This window comes from Nocardia sp. NPDC051900 (assembly GCF_044452545.1).
In the GTDB taxonomy this organism is placed as follows: domain Bacteria; phylum Actinomycetota; class Actinomycetes; order Mycobacteriales; family Mycobacteriaceae; genus Nocardia; species Nocardia sichangensis.
The window spans coordinates 220,191-239,801 of record NZ_JBITBU010000008.1; the positions used below are offsets into that span (position 1 = coordinate 220,191).

The window sequence follows — 19,611 nt, forward strand, 5'->3', positions numbered from 1 at the left end:
TCCTATCGACGGGTTCCACCCTCCATAGTGGAATATGACTTAAGCATAACCCTCCAAAGTGGAATGTCAACCCCTGCCGTGATTCCGCGCCGAAACTCGAGACTTCCCGCGATCCGGCGGTAGTGTTCGCACCGAGAACAACTGTATGGACAGGTGTTCAGCTCGCGGGTCCATGAAACGTCCGGATCCGCGTCCCGAGAACTCGCTCAGGAGGCACAGGTGTCGGAAACCGTCCGCGGGATCGTGGCCCGCAGCAAAGGCGCACCGGTCGAGCTCGTCGAAGTGGTAATCCCCGATCCGGGCCCGCACGACGTGGTGGTGCGGGTGCAGGCGTGCGGGGTCTGCCACACCGACCTGCACTATCGCGAAGGCGGCATCACCGACGACTTCCCCTTCCTGCTCGGCCACGAGGCGGCGGGCGTGGTGAAAGCCGTCGGCGCCGCGGTAACCCACGTGGCCGAGGGTGACTATGTGATCCTCAATTGGCGCGCGGTCTGCGGCGAGTGCCGGGCGTGCAAGCGCGGCAAGCCCTGGTACTGCTTCGACAGCCGTAACGCGAGCAACAAGATGACGCTCGCCGACGGGACCGAGCTGACTCCCGCCCTCGGCATCGGCGCGTTCGTCGACAAGACCTTGGTACACGAAGGCCAGTGCACGAAGGTCGATCCGGCCGCCGACCCGGCGGTGGCGGGCCTGCTCGGCTGCGGGGTGATGGCGGGCATCGGCTCGGCGATACACACCGGCAACGTCTCGATCGGCGACACCGTCGCGGTGATCGGCTGCGGCGGCGTCGGGGACGCGGCCATCGCCGGAGCCCGGCTGGCGGGCGCGCGCACGATCATCGCGGTGGACCGCGACGCCCGGAAACTGCGGTGGGCCACGGATTTCGGCGCCACCCACACCATCGACGCGAGCACCGAGGACGTGGTCGAGAAGATCCAGGAGTACACCGACGGCTGGGGCGCGGACGTGGTCATCGACGCGGTCGGACGGCCGGAGACCTGGCAGCAGGCCTTCTACGGTCGCGACCTGGCGGGCACAGTGGTCCTCGTCGGCGTGCCGACCCCGGAGATGACCCTCGAGATGCCATTACTGGACTTCTTCTCGCGCGGCGGCGCGCTGAAATCCGCTTGGTACGGCGACTGTCTTCCCGAACGCGACTTCCCCACCCTGATCGACCTCTACCGCCAGGGACGGCTGCCACTGGACCGCTTCGTCTCCGAGCGCATCGGGATCGACCAGGTCGAGCAGGCCTTCGCGAAGATGCACGCGGGCGACGTGCTGCGTTCGGTGGTGGTCTGGTGACCGTCCGCATCGACCGCGTCGTCACCTCCGGCGACTTCTGTCTCGACGGCGGAACCTGGGCGGTGGACAACAACATCTGGCTCGTCGGCGACGACGACGAAGTGGTCGTCATCGATGCCGCCCACGACGCCGATCCGATCGTCGCGGCGGTCGCCGGGCGCACCGTTCGCGCGATCGTATGCACCCACGGACACAACGATCACGTGACGGTCGCCCCCGAACTGGCCGAGCGCTCGGCGGCGCCGATCCTGCTGCATCCCGGCGACGAGCCGCTGTGGCGCATGACCCACCCGGACACGGCCTACCGGCCGCTGGCGGACGGCGATCGAATCGCCGTGTCGGACAGCGAGCTTCACGTCCTGCACACCCCCGGCCACTCCCCCGGTTCCGTCGCATTGCATCTGCCCGATGCGAAGGTCGTGTTCACGGGCGACACATTGTTCGCCGGTGGACCCGGTGCGACCGGCCGATCGTTCTCCGATTTCGGCACGATCATCGAGTCGATTCGCGAACGCCTGCTGACGCTTCCGGAGGAGACCACGGTCCATACCGGGCACGGCGATTCCACCACCATCGGCGCGGAGAAACCCTTCCTCGCCGACTGGATCGCCCGCGGCCACTGACCGCCGCGGGCGGCACCCGGCGCCGCCCGCGGCGGCACCGCGCGGATCAACCGGGGAACCGGCGATCCAGCTCCAGGTTCAACCGGAGCACCTCGACTCGCGGCTCGCCGAGGAATCCCAGCGTCCGGCCGCTGGTGTGCTCGGCGACCAGCGCGCGCACCTGCTCTTCGGAAATCCCGCGCGCCTTCGCGACCCGGGACACCTGGATGGCCGCGTACTCCGGCGAGATGTTCGGGTCCAGCCCACTCCCGCTCGCGGTGACGGCATCGGCGGGCACCGCCGGATCGGCGGGCGCGTCGCCGTGGATCGGGACGACTCGCCCGGCGGAATAGTCCCGTCCCGGTTCGGCGCATTCGACCCGGACGCCGCGATAGGCGGCGACGAAGGGCTGCGCCGGGCACGCCTCGTTGACGCTGACGACCTGGACGGGATGCGAAACGTCCCCGTCGGCGTCACGCGGTCCGATCACCGAGAGCACCGCGCCCACACCGCCTTTCGTGCAGAACGGTCGACTGCCGTCGACCCCCTCACGGTCGCCGACCTCCTTGCTGCGGGCGCAGATCGTGGTGAGCAGGCTCGCGCGTGCCGGAGTGTCGACGATGTCCTCCGGTCCGAGATTGCTCGCCGCGGTGGACCGAGGATCGTAGCCGTCACCGGCGGCGGAAGGGCGGCTCTGGAAGTACCGCACCAGGGCCGCACCGTCGGATCCGGTGAACGATTGCCCGATCAGGCCGGACCCCACGGTCGTTCCGTCGACGGCGACCAGCGACCCGTCCGCTTTCTCGTGCAGGCCGGGCAGCTGGGCCACCGCGAAAACGGCCAGTGGGTAGACGATTCCGGTGATCGCCGTGAGCGCGAGCAACGCGCGCAGGGCGGCGAGATGCTGCCGGATCCAGGTTGAAAGGCGCATGTCAGGACATCCCGGGGAGGAACTGGACCACGAGGTCGATGAGTTTGATGCCGAGGAACGGCGCGATGATGCCGCCGAGCCCGTAGACGGTCAGGTTGCGGCTCAACAGTTTCGACGCGTTCGACGGCCGGTAGCGCACACCGCGCAGCGCCAGCGGGATCAGCGCCACGATGACGACGGCGTTGAAGATCACCGCGGACAGGATCGCCGACTGTGGACTGGCCAGCCGCATGACGTTGAGCAGGTCCAGGCCGGGAAACAGCGTCACGAACAGGGCGGGGATGATCGCGAAGTACTTGGCGATGTCGTTGGCGATGGAGAACGTCGTCAGCGCGCCACGCGTGATGAGCAGTTGCTTGCCGATCTCCACGATCTCGATCAGCTTGGTCGGATCGGAATCCAGATCGACCATGTTGCCCGCCTCTTTGGCGGCCGACGTTCCGGTGTTCATCGCGACGCCCACATCGGCCTGCGCCAGCGCGGGCGCGTCGTTGGTGCCGTCGCCGGTCATCGCGACCAGCCGTCCGCCCTCCTGCTCCCGCTTGATCAGCGCCAGCTTGTCCTCCGGCGTCGCCTCGGCGAGGAAGTCGTCGACCCCCGCCTCGTCCGCGATCGCCTTCGCGGTCAACGGGTTGTCGCCGGTGATCATCACCGTACGGATGCCCATGCTGCGCATCTCGTCGAACCGCTCGCGCATGCCCTGCTTCACCACATCCTTGAGGTGGATCACGCCGAGCACCCGGGCGGCGCCGCCGTCGACCTGGCCGACGACCAGCGGTGTGCCGCCCGCGGCGGAGATGCCGTCGACAGTGGCGCCGAGTTCCGCCGGCACCGAACCACCTTGGGATCGCACCCAATCGGTGACCGCGCTCGCCGCGCCCTTGCGCAGCAGACGGCCCTCGACGTCGACGCCGGACATCCGGGTCTGCGCGGTGAACTCCACCCACCGCGCGTGGCTCAGCTCGCCCGGTGTGCGCTCCCGCAGGCCGTAGGCCTGTTTAGCGTAGACCACGACCGAGCGGCCCTCCGGGGTCTCGTCGGCCAGGCTGGAAAGCTGTGCGGCGTCGGCCAGTTCCGCCTTGCTCACGCCGGGCGCCGGGACGAAGTCCGCCGCCTGGCGGTTGCCGAGCGTGATGGTGCCGGTCTTGTCCAGCAGCAAGGTGTTCACGTCTCCGGCCGCCTCGACGGCCCGCCCGGACATGGCGAGCACATTGCGCTGCACCAGGCGATCCATGCCCGCTATCCCGATCGCCGACAGCAGCGCGCCGATGGTCGTGGGGATCAGGCACACCAGCAACGAGACCAGCACGATGCCGGTGACGCCGTGCGCGTCCAGCGCCACGGTGTCCGGCACGCCCGGATTGTTCGACTTGCTGAAGATCGCCATCGGCTGCAGCGTGACCACCGCGAAGACGAAGATGATCGTCAACGCCGCCAACAGGATGTTCAGCGCGATCTCGTTCGGGGTCTTCTGCCTGCTGGCCCCCTCCACCAGGGCGATCATCTTGTCGATGAAGCTCTGTCCCGGTTCCTGCGTGATCCGGACGACGATCCGGTCCGACAGCACGGTGGTGCCGCCGGTCACCGCCGACCGGTCACCGCCGGATTCCCGGATCACCGGAGCGGATTCACCGGTGATCGCCGACTCGTCGACCGAGGCGATGCCTTCGACGACGTCGCCGTCACCCGGGATCACCTGCCCCGCCTCGACCACGACGTGATCACCGCGGCGCAAGTCCGGGGCCGCGACGCGTTCCTCGACCACCCGCGCGCCCGGCGACCACTCGACCAGTCGCCGCGCGACGGTGTCGGTCTTCGCCTTGCGCAGCGTGTCGGCCTGCGCCTTGCCGCGCCCCTCCGCGACGGCCTCGGCCAGGTTCGCGAAGATCACCGTGAGCCACAGCCATACGACGATCGCCCAGGCGAAGAAGGTCGGGTCCGCCAGCGCGAGCACGGTCGACCACACCGCGCCCAGTTCGACGATCAGCATCACCGGGTTGCGCCACAGCGTGCGCGGATCGAGCTTGCGTATCGCGTCCGGCAACGAGGTCAGCAGCATCTTGGGGTCGAGCACGCCGTTCGGGACACTCTTGCCCCGTGGCCGCTCGGGCTCGGCCTGTGCCGAGACGTTCTCATCGATCGCGGGACTCGACATGTCAGTGGATTCCTTCGGCGAGCGGCCCGAGCGCCAGCGCGGGCAGGAAGGTGAGCGCGACCAGGATCACCGTCACGCCGACGACCATGCCGACGAACTGCGGACGATGGGTCGGCAGCGTGCCGATCGATGCGGGAGTGGTGCCCTGCCGCGCGAGCGAACCGGCCAGCGCGAGCACGAAGATGATCGGCAGGAAGCGCCCGAACAGCATGGCCAGGCCCAGCGCGGTGTTGTACCACCCGGTGTTGCCGGTCAGGCCCGCGAAAGCGGAGCCGTTGTTGTTGGCGGCCGAGGTGAACGCGTAGAGCACCTCCGACAGTCCGTGCGGCCCGGAGTTGAGCATGCTCGCGCGCTGCCCCGGCATCGCCATCGCGGCGGCCGTGCCGACCAGCACGATCAGCGGGCTGATCAGGAAGTACGACGCGGCGAGCTTGATCTCGCGCGGCGTGATCTTCTTGCCCAGGTACTCCGGGGTGCGACCGACCATGAGGCCCGCGACGAACACCGTGATCACCGCCAGGATCAGCATGCCGTACAGGCCCGACCCGGTGCCGCCCGGCGCGACCTCGCCCAGCTGCATGTTGAACATCGTCATCAGACCGCCGAGGCTGGTGTAGGAATCGTGGAACGAATCGACCGCGCCGGTGGAGGTCAGGGTGGTCGCCCCGGCGAAGGTGGCCGAATTCGCCACACCGAAGCGCTGTTCCACGCCCTCCATCGAGGAGCCGATCGCGGTCGGCACCGTGCCGTGGTGCTGGAGCTGGAACAGGTTGGTCAGCGTGACGCTGAACAGTGCGATCGTCCCCATCACCGCGACGATCGCGTAGCCCTGCTTGCGGCTGCCCACCATCCGGCCGAAGGTGCGCGGCAGCGAAAAGCTGATCACGAGCAGCAGGAAGATCTCCACCCAGTTGGTCCAAGTGGCCGGGTTCTCGAACGGATGCGCGGAGTTGGCGTTGTAGAAGCCGCCGCCGTTGGTGCCGAGTTCCTTGATCGCCTCTTGGCCGGCGACCGGGCCGCCCGTGATGGTCTGCTCGGTGCCGCCCAGCGTGTGCGCCACCTGGTCGTGCAGGTGGAAGTTCTGGATCGCCCCGCCCGCCACCAGCACGAGGGCGAAGACGAACGCGATCGGCAGCAGGATGCGCAGCGTGCCGCGCACCAGGTCCACCCAGAAGTTGCCGAGGTCACCGGTGTGCCTGCGACCGAACCCGCGCACCAGCGCCACGGCCACCGCCATGCCGACCGCCGCCGAAACGAAGTTCTGTACGGCGAGCCCGGCCATCTGCACCAGGTGCCCTTGAGTGGATTCACCGGAGTAGTTCTGCCAGTTCGTGTTCGTCACGAAGCTGACCGCGGTGTTCCACGCCAGCGCGGGCGTCATCTCGGTGCCCGGATCGTTCAGGTGCAGGGGCAACTTGCCTTGCACGAGCTGGAAGAAGAAAAGGAAGAGAATGCCGACCGCCGAGAAGGCCAGCACACTGCGCGCGTACACGGGCCAGGGCTGCTCGACTTCGGGATGCGCGCCGATCGCGCGATAGACGAGACGTTCGACGCGAGAATGCGCACGTCCCTCGTAGACCCGGTACATGTAGTCGCCCAGCGGCACGTGTACCAGCGCGAGCGCCAAGATCAGGGAGGCCACGAAGGCGATCCCCGCGGTTGTCGTGCTCACTCAGAACCTCTCGGGAAACAGCAGCGCCGCGACCAGGTAGACCGCGACGCCTGCGGCGAGAACGAGACCGATCAGGTTGGCGGTCACAACTTCTCCACCCCGCGCTGGACCAACCCCAGCAGCGCGAACGCCGCCACGGTGAGCGCGGTGAACACCACGACCGACATAACTCGACAACCTCCATCCGCGCGCCGGGCTTCGGCGCGACAGAGCGAGTGAAGCGCCCCGATAGCGCGTCCGGTCGTTTCCTGACGACTTCTTGACGCACCGGCACCGGGCATTTGCGGTTCGTTGACGGGCCCGCGATGCCCGCAAGTATGGCGTCAAGGAACGCGGACGGACCGTCAACACACCGTAAAAATCGAGGTCGGCCCGCCTGGCGGCGGTAGAAGTGGAGAGCCGGCCAGGCGGGACGATTCCAGCGCGACCGGCGCCGGGAAGGAAGAGAGGATCGCAATGTCGGCAGTGATCTTTGTCGTCGCATTCGTCTGCTGCGCGCTGGTCATTCGCGCAGTCGGCGCTCGTGCGCAGACGCCGCGGCTGCGACCGGTGCGGATCAAGGCCGATGATGTGCGGCGGTGACGTGGGGCAGCGCGCCGGGACGACCCAGGGGTGTTCGGCCGGGGCGGCGCGACGCGCGATGATGAAGGCGTGAAACGCGGTCAGCTGCGTATCTACCTCGGCGCCGCGCCGGGAGTCGGCAAGACCTACGCCATGCTCGGCGAGGCGCACCGGCGACTGGAGCGCGGTCGCGACGTGGTGGCCGCGGTGGTCGAAACACACGGCAGGGAGAAAACCGCGGAACTGCTCGATGGCATCGAACGCATCCCCCCGAAGCTGATCGAATATCGCGGTAGCACGTTCCAGGAAGTCGACGTCGAGGCGGTGTTGCGCCGCGCCCCCGCGGTGGTGCTGGTCGACGAGCTGGCGCACACCAACGTGCCCGGCAGCACGCACGAGAAGCGCTGGCAGGACGTGGCGCAGCTGCTCGACGCGGGGATCGACGTGATCTCCACGGTCAACGTGCAGCATCTGGAGAGCCTCAACGACGTCGTGGAGCAGATCACCGGCATCCAGCAGCGCGAGACGGTGCCCGACGCCGTGGTGCGCGGGGCGGACCAGGTGGAGCTGGTCGACATCACACCGGAAGCGCTGCGCCGCAGGCTCTCCCACGGAAACGTCTACGCCGCCGAGAAGATCGACGCGGCGCTGCGGAACTATTTCCGCGCGGGAAACCTCACCGCGCTGCGCGAACTGGCGCTGCTGTGGCTGGCCGATCAGGTCGACGCCGCGCTCGCCAAGTACCGGGCCGACCACAAGATCACCGAACTATGGGAGGCGCGCGAGCGCGTCGTGGTGGCGGTGACCGGCGGTCCGGAATCGGAGACGATCGTGCGCCGGGCCGGCCGGATCGCCACCAAATCCAGCGCCGACCTGGTGGTCGTGCACGTGGTGCGCGGCGACGGCCTGGCCGGGGTCTCCACCGAGCGGCTGGCCCGGCTGCGCGAGCTTGCGGCCAGCCTGGACGCCTCCCTGCACACCGTCACCGGCGAGGACGTGCCCACCGCCCTGCTCGAGTTCGCCCGAGAGGCGAACGCCACCCAGCTGGTGCTCGGCACCTCCCGTCGCTCGCGGTGGGCGCGCATCTTCGATGAGGGCATCGGCTCCACGGTGGTGCAACGCTCCGGCAAGATCGACGTGCACATGGTGACGCACGAGGAGGCCCACCGCGGATTCCGGTACGCGGCCCTGCATCCGCGCCGCCCGGTGGCGGCGTGGCTCGCCGCCGTGGCCGTACCGGCCCTGGTGTGCGCGCTGAGCGCCGCCTACCTCGACGAGGTGCTGGATCTCGGCGGCATCAGTGCCGTGTTCGTGGTGGGCGTGGTCGCTGTCGCGCTGCTCGGCGGCGTCGTACCCGCCTCCTTCTCGGCGCTGCTGTCGGGCCTGCTGCTGAACTGGTTCTTCGCGCCACCCCGCTACAGCCTGACCATCGCCGAGCCGAACAGCTTCATCACCGTGGTGGTGCTGCTCATCGTCGCCGTCGCGGTGGCCGCGCTGGTCGATCTGGCCGCGAAACGAACCGCGCAGGCGCGCAAGGCCTCCCGGCAAGCCGAACTGCTGACCATGTTCTCCGGCGCGATCCTGCACGGCGCGGATCTGCCCCGGCTGCTCGAACAGATCAGGGAGGTGTTCGGGCAGCGCGCGGTCGCCCTGGTGTCGGGTGACCAGGTCCTCGCCGAGGTGGGAGTGGGCCCACCGCGGCGGCCCTCCGACGCGGACACCGTGGTCGAGGCGGGCGATGCCGTGCACTGGTTGCTGCTGGCCGGCCGCCCGCTGGCGGCCGCCGACCGTCCGGTGCTGAACGCGGTCACCAACCAGGCCGTCGCTCTGGTCCGGCAGGCTCGCCTGGCCGAGGAGGCCAGCGCCGCCGCGGCCCTGCTGGAGGCCGATCGCCTGCGGCGGGCGTTGCTCTCGGCGGTCGGCCATGACCTGCGCACCCCGCTGGCAGGCGCCAAAGCGGCGGTTTCCAGCCTGCGCAGCGACGACATCGAGTTCTCCCCGGAGGACACCGCCGAACTGCTGGAGACCATCGAGGAGTCGGTGGATCAGCTCACCGCGCTGGTCGGCAATCTGCTCGACTCCTCCCGGCTCGCGGTCGGCGTGGTCACGCCGCAGGTGCGGCGGGTCTACCTGGACGAGGCGGTGCACCGCGCGCTGGTGAGCGTCGGGATGGGCGCGCGCGGGCTGCGGCGCGCGGCGATGGACCGGGTGCGGGTCGAGGTCGGCGACGTCTCGGTGCTCGCCGACAGCGGCCTGCTGGAACGGGTGCTGGCCAATCTGATCGACAACGCGCTGCGGCACGCCCCACGCGCGGGCACGGTCCGGGTCACCGCCGAACGCGCGGGCGACCGGGTCGCGATCGCGGTCGTCGACACCGGTCCCGGCGTACCGCACGGCACCGAGGAGCAATTGTTCGAGCCTTTCCAGCGGCGCGGCGACCGGGACAATACGACCGGCGTCGGGCTCGGCCTGTCGGTGGTGCGCGGGTTCGTCGAAGCGATGGGCGGCACTGTGCACGCCGAGCCCACACCCGGTGGAGGATTGACCATGCTGGTCGACTTGCCCGGCGGCGAGGCGCCGGACGCGAACGGCACGGGCGTGGCACACGAGACGACGAGCGCGGGTGAGTGAGGTGTCCGCGACGACACAGGAGGCGGCGGTTGTGACGAAGACGCCCGATGCGGTGGCGACGAAGGTGCTCGTGGTCGACGACGAACCGCAGATCGTGCGCGCGTTGCGAATAAATCTCTCGGTCCGCGGCTACGAGGTGATCACCGCGGCGACCGGCAGCGCGGGCCTGCGCGCGGCCGCCGACCGGCATCCGGACGTCGTGATCCTCGACCTCGGCCTGCCCGACATGGACGGCATCGAGGTGCTCGCCGGATTGCGCGGCTGGACCTCGGCGCCGGTGATCGTGCTGTCGGCGCGGACGGATTCCGCCGACAAGGTCGAGGCGCTCGACGCGGGCGCCGACGACTACGTCACCAAACCGTTCGGCATGGACGAACTGCTGGCCCGGCTGCGCGCCGCGGTCCGGCGCGGCGTCACCGATCCCGACGCCTCGGCGCCGGTGGTGACCACCGACTCGTTCACCGTCGACCTGGCCGCCAAGAAGGTCACCAAGCGCGGCGAGACGGTGCACCTGACCCCCACCGAGTGGGGCATGCTCGAAATGCTGGTGCGCAATCGCGGCAAGCTGGTCGGGCGGCGCGAACTGCTGCGGGAGGTGTGGGGGCCGTCGTACGCCACCGAGACCCATTATCTTCGGGTCTATCTGGCGCAATTGCGCCGCAAACTGGAGGACGACCCGTCACGCCCCAAGCACCTGCTCACCGAGGCGGGCATGGGATACCGGTTCCAGGAGTAATCCCGGCCACGGTCCGCCGACCGCGCGGAATGGCCCGTCCTCGCGCGGCGTTGCCAGGCCCGCGAACTGATTGCGACGACAATGGCAGGATCGAACCCATGGCTGAACAGACCGCTACATCCGTCACCGCCCCCGCGGCGCCGAGCGCGCCGGAGCCGACCACGTTGTGGGTCGAGCGCACCGGGACCAGGGCCTACACCGGCCGCAGCTCCCGCGGCGCCGAGGTCCTGATCGGTTCGCAGGGCGTCCCCGGTGTGTTCACCCCCGGCGAGTTGCTGAAGATCGCGCTCGCCGCCTGCTCCGGCCTGAGCGCGGACTTCCCCCTGTCGCGCAAACTCGGCGACAACTTCGACGCCACCATTCGCGTCTCCGGCGACGCCGACCGGGAGAACGAGGTCTACCCGCAGCTGGACGAAGTGTTCGAACTCGACCTCAGCGACCTCGACGAGGAGGCCCGTGAACGGTTGCTGGTCACCGTGCAGCGCGCGATCGACAAGGTCTGCACCGTGGGGCGGACGTTGAAAGCGGGATCGAAGGTGACGCTGTCGTTCGACATCGAGGCCTGATGGACGAGGCCGTTCGGTTGAGCGCCTGGGTGCACGGACTGGTCCAGGGCGTCGGTTTCCGCTGGTGGACCCGGTCCCGCGCGCTCGAATTGGGACTGGCCGGGCATGCGACGAATGCCAGGGATGGCCGCGTGCACGTGGTCGCCGAAGGTCCGCGACCGGCTTGCGAGCGGTTGCTGGCCCTCTTGCGTTCCGAGGACACACCTGGTCAGGTCAGGTTGGTTGTGGAAAGCTGGGAGCCCGCGCGGGGTGATTTGACCGGTTTCGAGGAGCGGTAGTGGTGGTTCGGGCGACGAGGGGGGCGCAGCGATGAGCACGCGAGATCCGGGTGACGAGCGCCGGGACGAGCCCGAGCGGCCGTCCGGTCCACAGCGCCCGGCCGAGGACCGGCAACCGCCGACGCCGCCATCCGGCGACGATCAGGACAGGTCGGCACCTGCCGCCGGTGGCGCCGACCGATCGACCCCCACGTCCGCATCGGGTGACGCCGATCAGCCCGAAAGCGACTGGTCGACGCCCACTTCAGTGCCATCGAGCGGGGGCGGTCCCGGCGATCGGCCGCCCGCCGCGCCCCCTCCTCGCCCCGGCAGTATCCAACGCCAAGAAGCGGGCGTGACCCGCCCCCGCCCGCCCACGGTGGCCGAGGCGCGAGCGCGCGACAAGGCGCGCAAGCGCGCCGAGGAAGTCCAGCGCGCGGCCGCCGCAGCCGAGGAGGCCAAGAAGCGCACCCGCAAACGCGTCATGATCGGCGGTGTCGCCATCGTCGGCGTCGCCGCCCTGGTCGGCGGCGGCTATCTGGCCTATCGCGCCTTGGCTGCCCCTGACCGGGTCACGGCCCAGTGCATGAAAACCGAGAACGGCCAAGAAATCGTGGTCGACGACTACTACTGCGGCGACGGCCGTCCTGGCTTCGTCAACGACACCGGCATCAATCCCGGTTTGATCATCCTCGGCGGCGGGCCGCAGTACCGCTACTACTACGGCGGCACCGGCACGATCGGCAAACCGCCCGTCGGCGGCACCACGATCAAGCCGAAGAGCGCCGAGATCAAGACCAAGAGCGGCACCACCATCCAGCGCGGCGGCCTGGGTAGCAAGAGCGGCGGAGGATCGTAGATGCGGCGTGTACGGGATACGCCCCGGCCGGGCTGGCAGCAGATCATCGAGAGCCAAGGCCTGGTCTACGGTGCCCCGGGGCGGGACGCGAGCGGTCAGCCGCGGCCGTACTGGGACGAGTCGGTGCACTACGAGTTCGAGATGTCGGAGATCCTCGCCTTGGAGGCCGACGTCGAACTCCTGCACTCGATGTGCCTGAACGCGGTGGAGCACATCGTGCTCACCGAGCGGTACGCCGATTTCGGCCTGCCCGAATGGAGTTGGGGCCCGATCGCCGAATCCTGGCGGCGTTCCGATCCGCACGTGTACGGGCGTTTCGACCTGCGCTACGACGCACGGCGTCCGGCGAAACTATTGGAGTACAACGCCGACACGCCGACCTCGCTGCTGGAGGCGGCCATCGTGCAGTGGCACTGGCTGACCGACCGCTACCCCGGCGGCGACCAGTGGAACTCGTTGCACGAGAAGCTGGTCGAGCGGTGGGGCGAGTTGCGCGACGTGCTGCCCACGTCGCAGCTGCACTTCACCTGGTCCGGCGCGGACGCCACCGGCGAGGACAACGTCACCACCGCCTACCTGCAGGAGACCGCGGCCGAGGCCGGTTTCGACACCATCGCGCTGCCGATCGAGGAGATCGGATTCGATTCCGAGCTGGAGCGTTTCGTCGACCTGGCGGAGGCTCCGATGGAGGCGGTCTTCAAGCTCTACCCGTGGGAGTGGGTGCTCGACGACGATTTCGGCAAACGCGTCGTGGACAGCCTGCCGGAGACCATGTGGATCGAACCGCTGTGGAAGACGCTGCTGAGCAACAAGGCGATCCTGGCGGTGCTGTGGGAGATGTACCCGGGTCACCCGAATCTGCTGCCCGCCTACCTCGACCAACCCAACGAGCTCACCGAGTACATCCGCAAACCGAAGCTGGGACGCGAGGGCGCCAACATGACGATCGTCGGCGCCGGACTGGAGACCGCGACCGGCGGCGTCTACGGCGAGGAAGGCTACGTGTACCAACTGCTCGATCCGCTCCCGGAATTCGATGACATGCGTCCGGTGCTCGGCGCGTGGATCGTCGGCGACGCCGCGGCGGGGCTGGGTATCCGCGAGACCGCGGGACTGATCACCGACGACGGCTCCGCATTCGTCCCGCATCGCATCGCCACCGACTGAGCATCGTCACCGTCAAGCACGAACCCATCTCGGCCGCATGCCGATCCATCTCGGAAGGATCAAGATGACCGCAGTCGCCCTGGAATCGGGGTACTGGAACTCGCTCGGCGAGGGCGTGGGCGCGATCGTCCTCTATGCCCTCGTCGGCTTGGTGCTCATGCTCGTCGGCTTCTACGCCATCGACCTGACCACGCCGGGCAAGCTGCGCAAGCTGGTGGTGGCGGGCAAGCCGAACGCCGTCATCGTCACCGCGGCGGGCATGATCAGCATGGCGTTCATCGTCGTGCTCGCCATCTTCGCCGTGGGCAGCGGCGGCAAGCTCTCCGAGGGCCTGATCGCCGCCCTGGTGTTCGGCCTGGTCGGCATTGTCGCGCAGGTCATCTCGGTGCGCGTCATCGAACGGGCGCTCGGCATCGACATCGGCGCCGCGCTGCACGCCGACACCTACACCACCGAGGTGCTCGTGGTGGCGGCCGCGCATTTCGCGCTCGGGCTCGTGGTCGCCTTCGCGATCCTGTAGGCGTCGTCACGGCGGTGCGTGGTGTCGGCAGGACGCTCGGTGCCCTGCCGACACCGCGTTCCGGAGTGCGGCCGATGGTTCAGTGCTCGTCGCCGTGGGCGAGACAGTACGCCGCCGCCGCGAGATATTGGCGACACTCCGGGCCGTGACCGGCGTGCACGCTGCGAATGAACAAGGCGCGATCCATGTCGAGATCCGTCGACGGCTCCGCGGAACAGTCCCGGTACCGGGTCCGCCACAGATCCTGTATGTCCAGCGATGTCTGCATCGTGCACCTCCCGTGCTGCGTATCAGTGCGAGAAGGCTTGCAATGTCCTTATATCGGGGGCATACCCGCTCCCGACCCGCGGCAATCGGTGCGGGTCATCGGGTCACCAACCGCCAGTCGTCGGGCAAGCGCGCCGCGGTGATCTGCGCGCCTTCTGCCTCGAGGTCGACGGTGGTCGCACCGAGCCGCAGCGCGCGCAGCGACACCTTGCCCCACCGCGCGGGCAGCTGCGGTCGAACGGTGAGCGTCCTGGTCGGCGCGTCGGGATCGAGCCCGAGGAACGCGCGCACCAGCAACAGCGGCGCCGCGCTGGCCCACGCCTGCGGCGAGCAGGACGTCGGATACGGCACGGGCGTGGCGAATCGAGACCGAGGGAAGCCGCAGAACAGCTCCGGCAGGCGTCCGTCGAACACCGCGGCCGCGTCCAACAAGCCGGTGGCCAGCCGAGTGGCCAGCTCCACCGCGCCGGGAACGTGCCGGTAGCGCAGCAGCCCCGCCACCGCGATCGCCGTATCGTGCGGCCAGACCGAGCCGCAGTGATAGCTCATCGGGTTGTAGGCGCCCATGTTCGACGCCAGCGTGCGCAACCCGAAGCCGGAATCCATCTCCGGGGCCGCCATCCGCGACACCAGCTCCGCGGCGTGCTCGTCGGTGGCGATGCCCGACCAGAGACAGTGCGCGACATTGCTGGTCAGCGCGTCGACCTGGCGCTTTCCGCCGTCCAGCGCCACGGCATACCAGCCGCGGTCGGGCAGCCAGAACTGTTCGGCGAACTTGACGCGCAACTCCGCCGCGCGTTCGCGCAGCTGACCGGCCAACCGCAAGTCGTCGAAAGCCTCCGCCAGTTCGGCCCTGGCCAGCAGCGCGGCGTGCACGTACCCTTGCACCTCGCACAGGGCGATGGGCGCTTCGGCGATATGGCCGGTTGCGTCGTTGATTCCGTCGAAGCTGTCCTTCCAGCCCTGGTTGACCAGGCCGCGATCGGTGGCGCGGCGGTACTCGACGAAGCCGTCTCCGTCCCGGTCGCCGTAGTCGGTGATCCAGTGCAGCGCGGCGTCGGCGGCGGGCAGCAAGTGCCGGATCGCCTCCGGATCGGCGCCCCAGCGGTGACATTCGGCCAGCAGCATCACGAACAGCGGTGTGGCGTCGGCGGTTCCGTAGTAGATGTGGCCGCCGAACACCTGTCCGCCCGCGGGCCCGCGGCGCATCTCGTGCATGATGCGGCCGGGTTCCTCCTCGGTGAGCGGGTTCACGTCCTGCCCTTGCAGTTCCGCCAACTGTTGCAGCGTGCCCAGCGCCAGATCGATCTCCAGCGGCAGCGCCATCCACGCGGTGAGCAGGCTGTCGCGGCCGAACAGGGTCATGAACCACGGTGCGCCCGCGGCCACGAAAGGCCGCGCGTCGCCGGATTCGTCGTGCATCTGCAAGGCGCCCAAGTCGCTCTCGGTGCGGCGCAGCACCCGGGTGAGCGCCGGATCGGAGGCGGCGATGTCGGTGGCGGTGTCGCGCCACGCCTCGATCTTGCGGCCCGGCGCGCTGACGTTGTAGTGCTCGCCCGGCGAGATCGCCTGGAATCGCTGGTTGCCCACGGTCGGCTGGGCGATGATCTCGGCCTGCCAGCATTCGCCGACCGGCACGATCACCCGCCACAGCAGCGAACCGGGCATCACCTCGGGTTCCACGGTCGCCGAGATCGAGATGCCCCGGCTGCGGTCGGCGTGATCGTGCAGCACCAGTTCCCCGTCGGCGACCGTCACGTCCGCCCGCCCGTGTCCTGCGCGTCCTTCCTTCACCGCGAACAGGTCGACGAAGTCGGCGTCCACATGCAGTTCCAGCAGCACCGCGGTGGGCTCGCGGCCCATGTTCTCCAACGTGATCAGCTCGTGCATGCCGTCGGCCACGATCCGTTCGCGCACCACCAGCAACGTGCTGTCGGCCAGGCCCGCCTGCGGGGGCCTGCGCAACACGAACCTGGCGGCGAACGCCTCCGGACTGAGCACCGAAAGCGACTCGGCGGGTTTGCCGTTCACCAGCAACTCCCAGCGCGACAGCACGCGGGCGTCCCGGAAGAACAAGCCGTGCGGCTTACCCGGCTCGACGTCGCCGAGCCGATTGGACAGGCAGAAGGTGCCGCCTTCCACCAGGGTCACCGAGCCGCACCCCCCGAACCCGGTGGACTCACCGGAGTTCAGGGGGGCGGGGCTCACCGGTACGGAATCGGTCACGCCAAGCCGCTCGCCGCGATCCGGATCGGAGAGGCGGGCGCCGGGTCGTCGAGTGGCGTGGTCACGGCCGCCGCGGTGTCGAGCGGCACCGCCCCGGACCGCTTCTTGGAGCGCAGGACCCGGCGATACACCTGCTCGTATCCGAAACCGAGCGTGTCGGAGCCGAACTTGGCCTGCACGTGCGCTCGGCAAGCGTACGGATCCAGCGCCCTGACCTCTTCGATGGCCGCGGGCAATTCGGCGGGATCCTCACAGATCCGGCCGGTTACGCCGTCGACGATCACCTCGGACACCGCCCCGCCGCGCAGCGCGACCACCGGCGTGCCACAGACCATGGATTCGATCATCACCATGCCGAACGGTTCCTCCCAGCGGATCGGGAACAACAGGCAACGCGCGTTCGCAAGCAGCTTACGCTTGGCCGTCGCGTCGGCGAGACCGAACACGTGATCGTTTTCCGTCAGCAGCGGTCGCACCTTCTCCTCGAAATAGGCCTGCTCGGGACGCTCGCTGCACTTGCCGGCCAGCACCAGCGGGATACCCGCGGCGTGCGCGGCTTCCAGCGCCAAGTGCGGGGCCTTGCACTCGTTGAACCGCCCGAGGAACAGCGCGTAGTCGTCCTTCTCGACGCGGAACGGCCAATCGTCGACGTGCAGTGCGTTGTGCACCCGTCCGGACCAGTTGAGACCCTGCGCGAGCTCGCGCTGGCGGTCGCTGATCGCCACCAAGGCGACCTCGTCGCCCAGATCCTGGTAGTAGCGGTAGATATCGTCCTCCACCGGCCCGTGGACGGTCAGCACCGTCGGAAGGCCCATGTTCTGGAAGACGGTCGCGTTCAGCGGCCCCGCGAACGTGTGGTCGTGCACCAGGTCCACACCGGAAGTGGCCGCGAGGTTCTCGATCGCGCGGCGCACCCGCAACGCGTGCACGACCTCGGGAAACGGCTCTCCGAGGCGTTCGGGCAGCGCCCGGTCCCACACCGGCACGAACTTGGCCTTCGTCCCCGGCTCCCCCGCGCCCAACAGCGTGACGTCGTGGCCGCGAGCCACCAGCGCGTCGACCAGGTCGGCCACCACGGCCTCGACGCCGCCGTATGCCTTGGGCGGGACGTCGAAGTACGGTGGCACGACCATCGCGATGCGAAACGGGCCGCTGGAACGATCTGTCGACAAGTAGTCGGACGACGGCATCTCCAGATCGGACGACGCCTGCGCGGAAATCGGCACGGAAAGCGCGCTCATGACCCTCCTTCCAGGGACAACCAAGTAGCACTCGCATTCACCCAGCACTCGGAGTACCGGGCGCCGAACTGAACTAAGTGGCCCCCGCGGCGGAGGTGAAGACCTAGCTGCACCGCCGTCCATGGGGCTTGGTTGGCCTGGTCACGCGGTCGGCATGATCAGGGGGGCCGAGTGGGAGGTACCTCAGGGGGTGCCGTTCAAACCAAACAGTTCGGGAAAAATCCCCTCCCGCAGCGTTCGTTCGGCTACCGATGGGTAGTCCGGTGGCCCCGCGTTGTCCGCCGGACCATGGGAACGACGTCCGGGGTCACTGATCCGGCAGGCAGCGACCGGGATCGGGCAGGTCGGCACACGGCGCGTTGCCGTGCGCGCGCAGCACCTCTTTGCCGGTCTGAGCGGTCAGGAAGTGCAGGAAGCTCGCGGCGAGCGACCCACCGGGCAACTCGCCGTTGCTGTAGGCGTACTCGACGCCCCACAAGGGATAGGCGTGCCGCACGGCGGCGTCCCGGCTCGCGCCGACGCCCTCGATCGCGATGGTCGGCAGACCGGCTCCGACGGCCTCGGAGAATTCCGAATAGCCAATGGCCCCTGGTATTTCGGCCACCGCTTTGCGCATGTCGGCGGTGACCTGCACCTCGCACTGCGCGGGCGCGGTGACGACCGTGCCCTTCAACGCCGTGCAGCTCACGTGCGGGCGCTCCGGCTGCGTGCCGCCGAGCAGCCTGCGTTCGAAGATGGTGCGCGTGCCCGAGCCGGGTATGCGGTTGACCAGCACCACCGGCAAGTCCGAACCGCCCACCTCGCGCCAGTTGCCGATCCTGCCCCGGAACAGATCCTGGATCTGGGCGGCGGTGAGGTCGCGGACGCCGACGCCGGGATGCGCGATCATGGTGAACAGCGACAACGCCAGCGGCCGGTGCACCAGTGTCGGATAGCCGCCGCCCTTCGCACCGTCGGTGACGGCGAGCAACCCGGGATTGCCCGCGCCTTCTTCGGCGAGCCGGTCCAGTCCGCGCTCGGATCCTTCGAAGCCGTAGGTGAAATCGGCGCCGACGCAACTCTTCCGATACTGCTCGGCGGCGTCTTCGATCACCTGGGCGAACGCCGAAGACCCGATCACGGTCAGTTTGCCGGAGGCGCACTCCAGCGGCGTCGGCGACGGCTCCAGTGCGGACACCACCAACTGGACGACGATCACCAGCACCAAGAAGACCGTGAGCGCGACCATCATCAGGGAAACGCCGGTGCGGCTGCGGGTCTCGGTGATCCGCCCGCCTTTGATGCCGCCGCGCAACGCCGGCGGCGGGTATTCGCCCACGCCCTCCGAACGCTGCAGGATCGCCAGAATTTTGTAGTGATCGCCGGGGGCGAGCGGCACCTTCGGCAGGTCGATCACACCGATGTGCCCGCCGGTGTCCTCGCGCACCGCGATGCCGGAATCGGCGTCGAGGTTGTCGGCCAACGCGGGATCGCTGAGTTCGTTCACCGCCATGCCGATCACGCGGCGCTGCGGAAAACGCAGATGCAGGCCGATCCGCGCGGCTTCCGGCGCTTTGTAGTCGTGGCTGTCGATGGTCGTGATGCCGCTGTTCTCGACGCGCACCAGAACGACCGAGATGTCCTTCAGGTCCGGACTGGCGCCGTCGAGCGAGGGGCGCAGTTGCGGGAGCACACCGGGAAACACCGATTCGATCTCACCGGTGACCGGCGTATCCATCTGCACCCGATAGCCAAGGCGCCTGCGGCCGGCGAAGACGAACTCCCACAGGAACGCGCCGATGGGCACCGCGATACCGATGAGCGCGAGTACGATTTCGAGCGGAAAGTCGCCCACCAGTTGATCCCACCCCTAGCGATTCGTGTGACCCTTATTCTGTGCCGCAATAGCCTTCGGACACAGGCGAAGTCGTATTGT

The 19,611-nt window shown here is 68.8% G+C and carries 17 protein-coding genes; 9 read left to right on the top strand and 8 right to left on the bottom strand.

The window, feature by feature from the left end; translation table 11 throughout:
* Nucleotides 1-219: 219 nt before the first annotated feature.
* Together ACIA5H_RS15865 and ACIA5H_RS15870 are read left to right on the top strand one after the other, a co-directional pair.
* A complete protein-coding gene (locus ACIA5H_RS15865; protein WP_397076617.1) occupies nt 220-1,305 on the top strand; it encodes an S-(hydroxymethyl)mycothiol dehydrogenase in 1,086 nt (361 codons plus the stop codon).
* On the top strand, nt 1,299-1,928 hold the full coding sequence (locus ACIA5H_RS15870; protein WP_397076696.1) for an MBL fold metallo-hydrolase: 630 nt from the start codon (nt 1,299-1,301) through the stop codon (nt 1,926-1,928). Before ACIA5H_RS15865 ends, ACIA5H_RS15870 begins: the two co-directional genes overlap by 7 nt.
* A gap of 46 nt (nt 1,929-1,974) precedes the next feature.
* On the opposite strand, the gene ACIA5H_RS15875 is transcribed toward ACIA5H_RS15870, so the two are convergent.
* From ACIA5H_RS15875 to ACIA5H_RS15890, 4 genes are read right to left on the bottom strand one after another with little or no spacing between them, the layout of a single operon-like run.
* Nucleotides 1,975-2,838: a potassium-transporting ATPase subunit C gene (locus tag ACIA5H_RS15875; protein WP_379251491.1), complete on the bottom strand. Its 864-nt coding sequence runs from the start codon at nt 2,836-2,838 to the stop codon at nt 1,975-1,977.
* A 1-nt stretch (nt 2,839) separates the two neighbouring features.
* Nucleotides 2,840-4,993: a potassium-transporting ATPase subunit KdpB gene (kdpB, locus tag ACIA5H_RS15880; protein ID WP_397076618.1), complete on the bottom strand. Its 2,154-nt coding sequence runs from the start codon at nt 4,991-4,993 to the stop codon at nt 2,840-2,842.
* Between the two features lies 1 nt (nt 4,994).
* The gene (gene kdpA, locus ACIA5H_RS15885; protein WP_397076619.1) at nt 4,995-6,665 is read right to left on the bottom strand and encodes a potassium-transporting ATPase subunit KdpA; all 1,671 of its coding nucleotides are present in this window, start codon (nt 6,663-6,665) and stop codon (nt 4,995-4,997) included.
* Nucleotides 6,666-7,397, bottom strand: coding sequence for a potassium-transporting ATPase subunit F (locus ACIA5H_RS15890; protein ID WP_379251494.1), 732 nt, complete (start codon nt 7,395-7,397; stop codon nt 6,666-6,668).
* On the opposite strand from ACIA5H_RS15890, the gene ACIA5H_RS15895 reads away from it, so the two are divergent.
* The 7 genes from ACIA5H_RS15895 (at nt 7,317) to ACIA5H_RS15925 (ending at nt 13,962) form a co-directional block, all read left to right on the top strand.
* Nucleotides 7,317-9,857: an ATP-binding protein gene (locus tag ACIA5H_RS15895; RefSeq protein WP_379251495.1), complete on the top strand. Its 2,541-nt coding sequence runs from the start codon at nt 7,317-7,319 to the stop codon at nt 9,855-9,857. The genes ACIA5H_RS15890 and ACIA5H_RS15895 overlap by 81 nt on opposite strands.
* A gap of 31 nt (nt 9,858-9,888) precedes the next feature.
* A complete protein-coding gene (locus tag ACIA5H_RS15900; RefSeq protein ID WP_355069850.1) occupies nt 9,889-10,593 on the top strand; it encodes a response regulator in 705 nt (234 codons plus the stop codon).
* Nucleotides 10,594-10,691: 98 nt separating this feature from the next.
* Nucleotides 10,692-11,159: an OsmC family protein gene (locus tag ACIA5H_RS15905; protein ID WP_379251497.1), complete on the top strand. Its 468-nt coding sequence runs from the start codon at nt 10,692-10,694 to the stop codon at nt 11,157-11,159.
* Nucleotides 11,159-11,437, top strand: coding sequence for an acylphosphatase (locus ACIA5H_RS15910; protein WP_355069847.1), 279 nt, complete (start codon nt 11,159-11,161; stop codon nt 11,435-11,437). Before ACIA5H_RS15905 ends, ACIA5H_RS15910 begins: the two co-directional genes overlap by 1 nt.
* Before the next feature lie 334 nt (nt 11,438-11,771).
* Nucleotides 11,772-12,275, top strand: coding sequence for a hypothetical protein (locus tag ACIA5H_RS15915; protein ID WP_379251498.1), 504 nt, complete (start codon nt 11,772-11,774; stop codon nt 12,273-12,275).
* Nucleotides 12,276-13,442 carry a glutathionylspermidine synthase family protein gene (locus ACIA5H_RS15920; protein WP_355069844.1) on the top strand — a complete coding sequence of 389 codons (1,167 nt, stop codon included), beginning with the start codon at nt 12,276-12,278 and terminating at the stop codon, nt 13,440-13,442.
* A gap of 64 nt (nt 13,443-13,506) precedes the next feature.
* A complete protein-coding gene (locus ACIA5H_RS15925) occupies nt 13,507-13,962 on the top strand; it encodes a DUF350 domain-containing protein (protein WP_379251499.1) in 456 nt (151 codons plus the stop codon).
* 79 nt (nt 13,963-14,041) lie between these two features.
* Here the strand turns inward: ACIA5H_RS15925 and ACIA5H_RS15930 are convergent, their stop codons facing one another.
* The 4 genes from ACIA5H_RS15930 to ACIA5H_RS15945 all read right to left on the bottom strand — a co-directional run bounded on the left by ACIA5H_RS15930 (nt 14,042) and on the right by ACIA5H_RS15945 (nt 19,530).
* Complete coding sequence (locus ACIA5H_RS15930) at nt 14,042-14,230, bottom strand: hypothetical protein (protein WP_039799555.1); 189 nt, start codon at nt 14,228-14,230, stop codon at nt 14,042-14,044.
* A gap of 95 nt (nt 14,231-14,325) precedes the next feature.
* Nucleotides 14,326-16,455 (bottom strand): glycogen debranching N-terminal domain-containing protein, encoded by a 2,130-nt coding sequence (locus ACIA5H_RS15935; protein ID WP_379251500.1) that lies wholly within the window; start codon nt 16,453-16,455, stop codon nt 14,326-14,328.
* The gene (locus tag ACIA5H_RS15940; RefSeq protein WP_355070981.1) at nt 16,452-17,645 is read right to left on the bottom strand and encodes a glycosyltransferase family 4 protein; all 1,194 of its coding nucleotides are present in this window, start codon (nt 17,643-17,645) and stop codon (nt 16,452-16,454) included. The genes ACIA5H_RS15935 and ACIA5H_RS15940 overlap by 4 nt, the downstream gene beginning before the upstream one ends.
* 358 nt (nt 17,646-18,003) lie before the next feature.
* A complete protein-coding gene (locus ACIA5H_RS15945; RefSeq protein ID WP_397076620.1) occupies nt 18,004-19,530 on the bottom strand; it encodes a PstS family phosphate ABC transporter substrate-binding protein in 1,527 nt (508 codons plus the stop codon).
* Between the last annotated feature and the right edge of the window lie 81 nt (nt 19,531-19,611).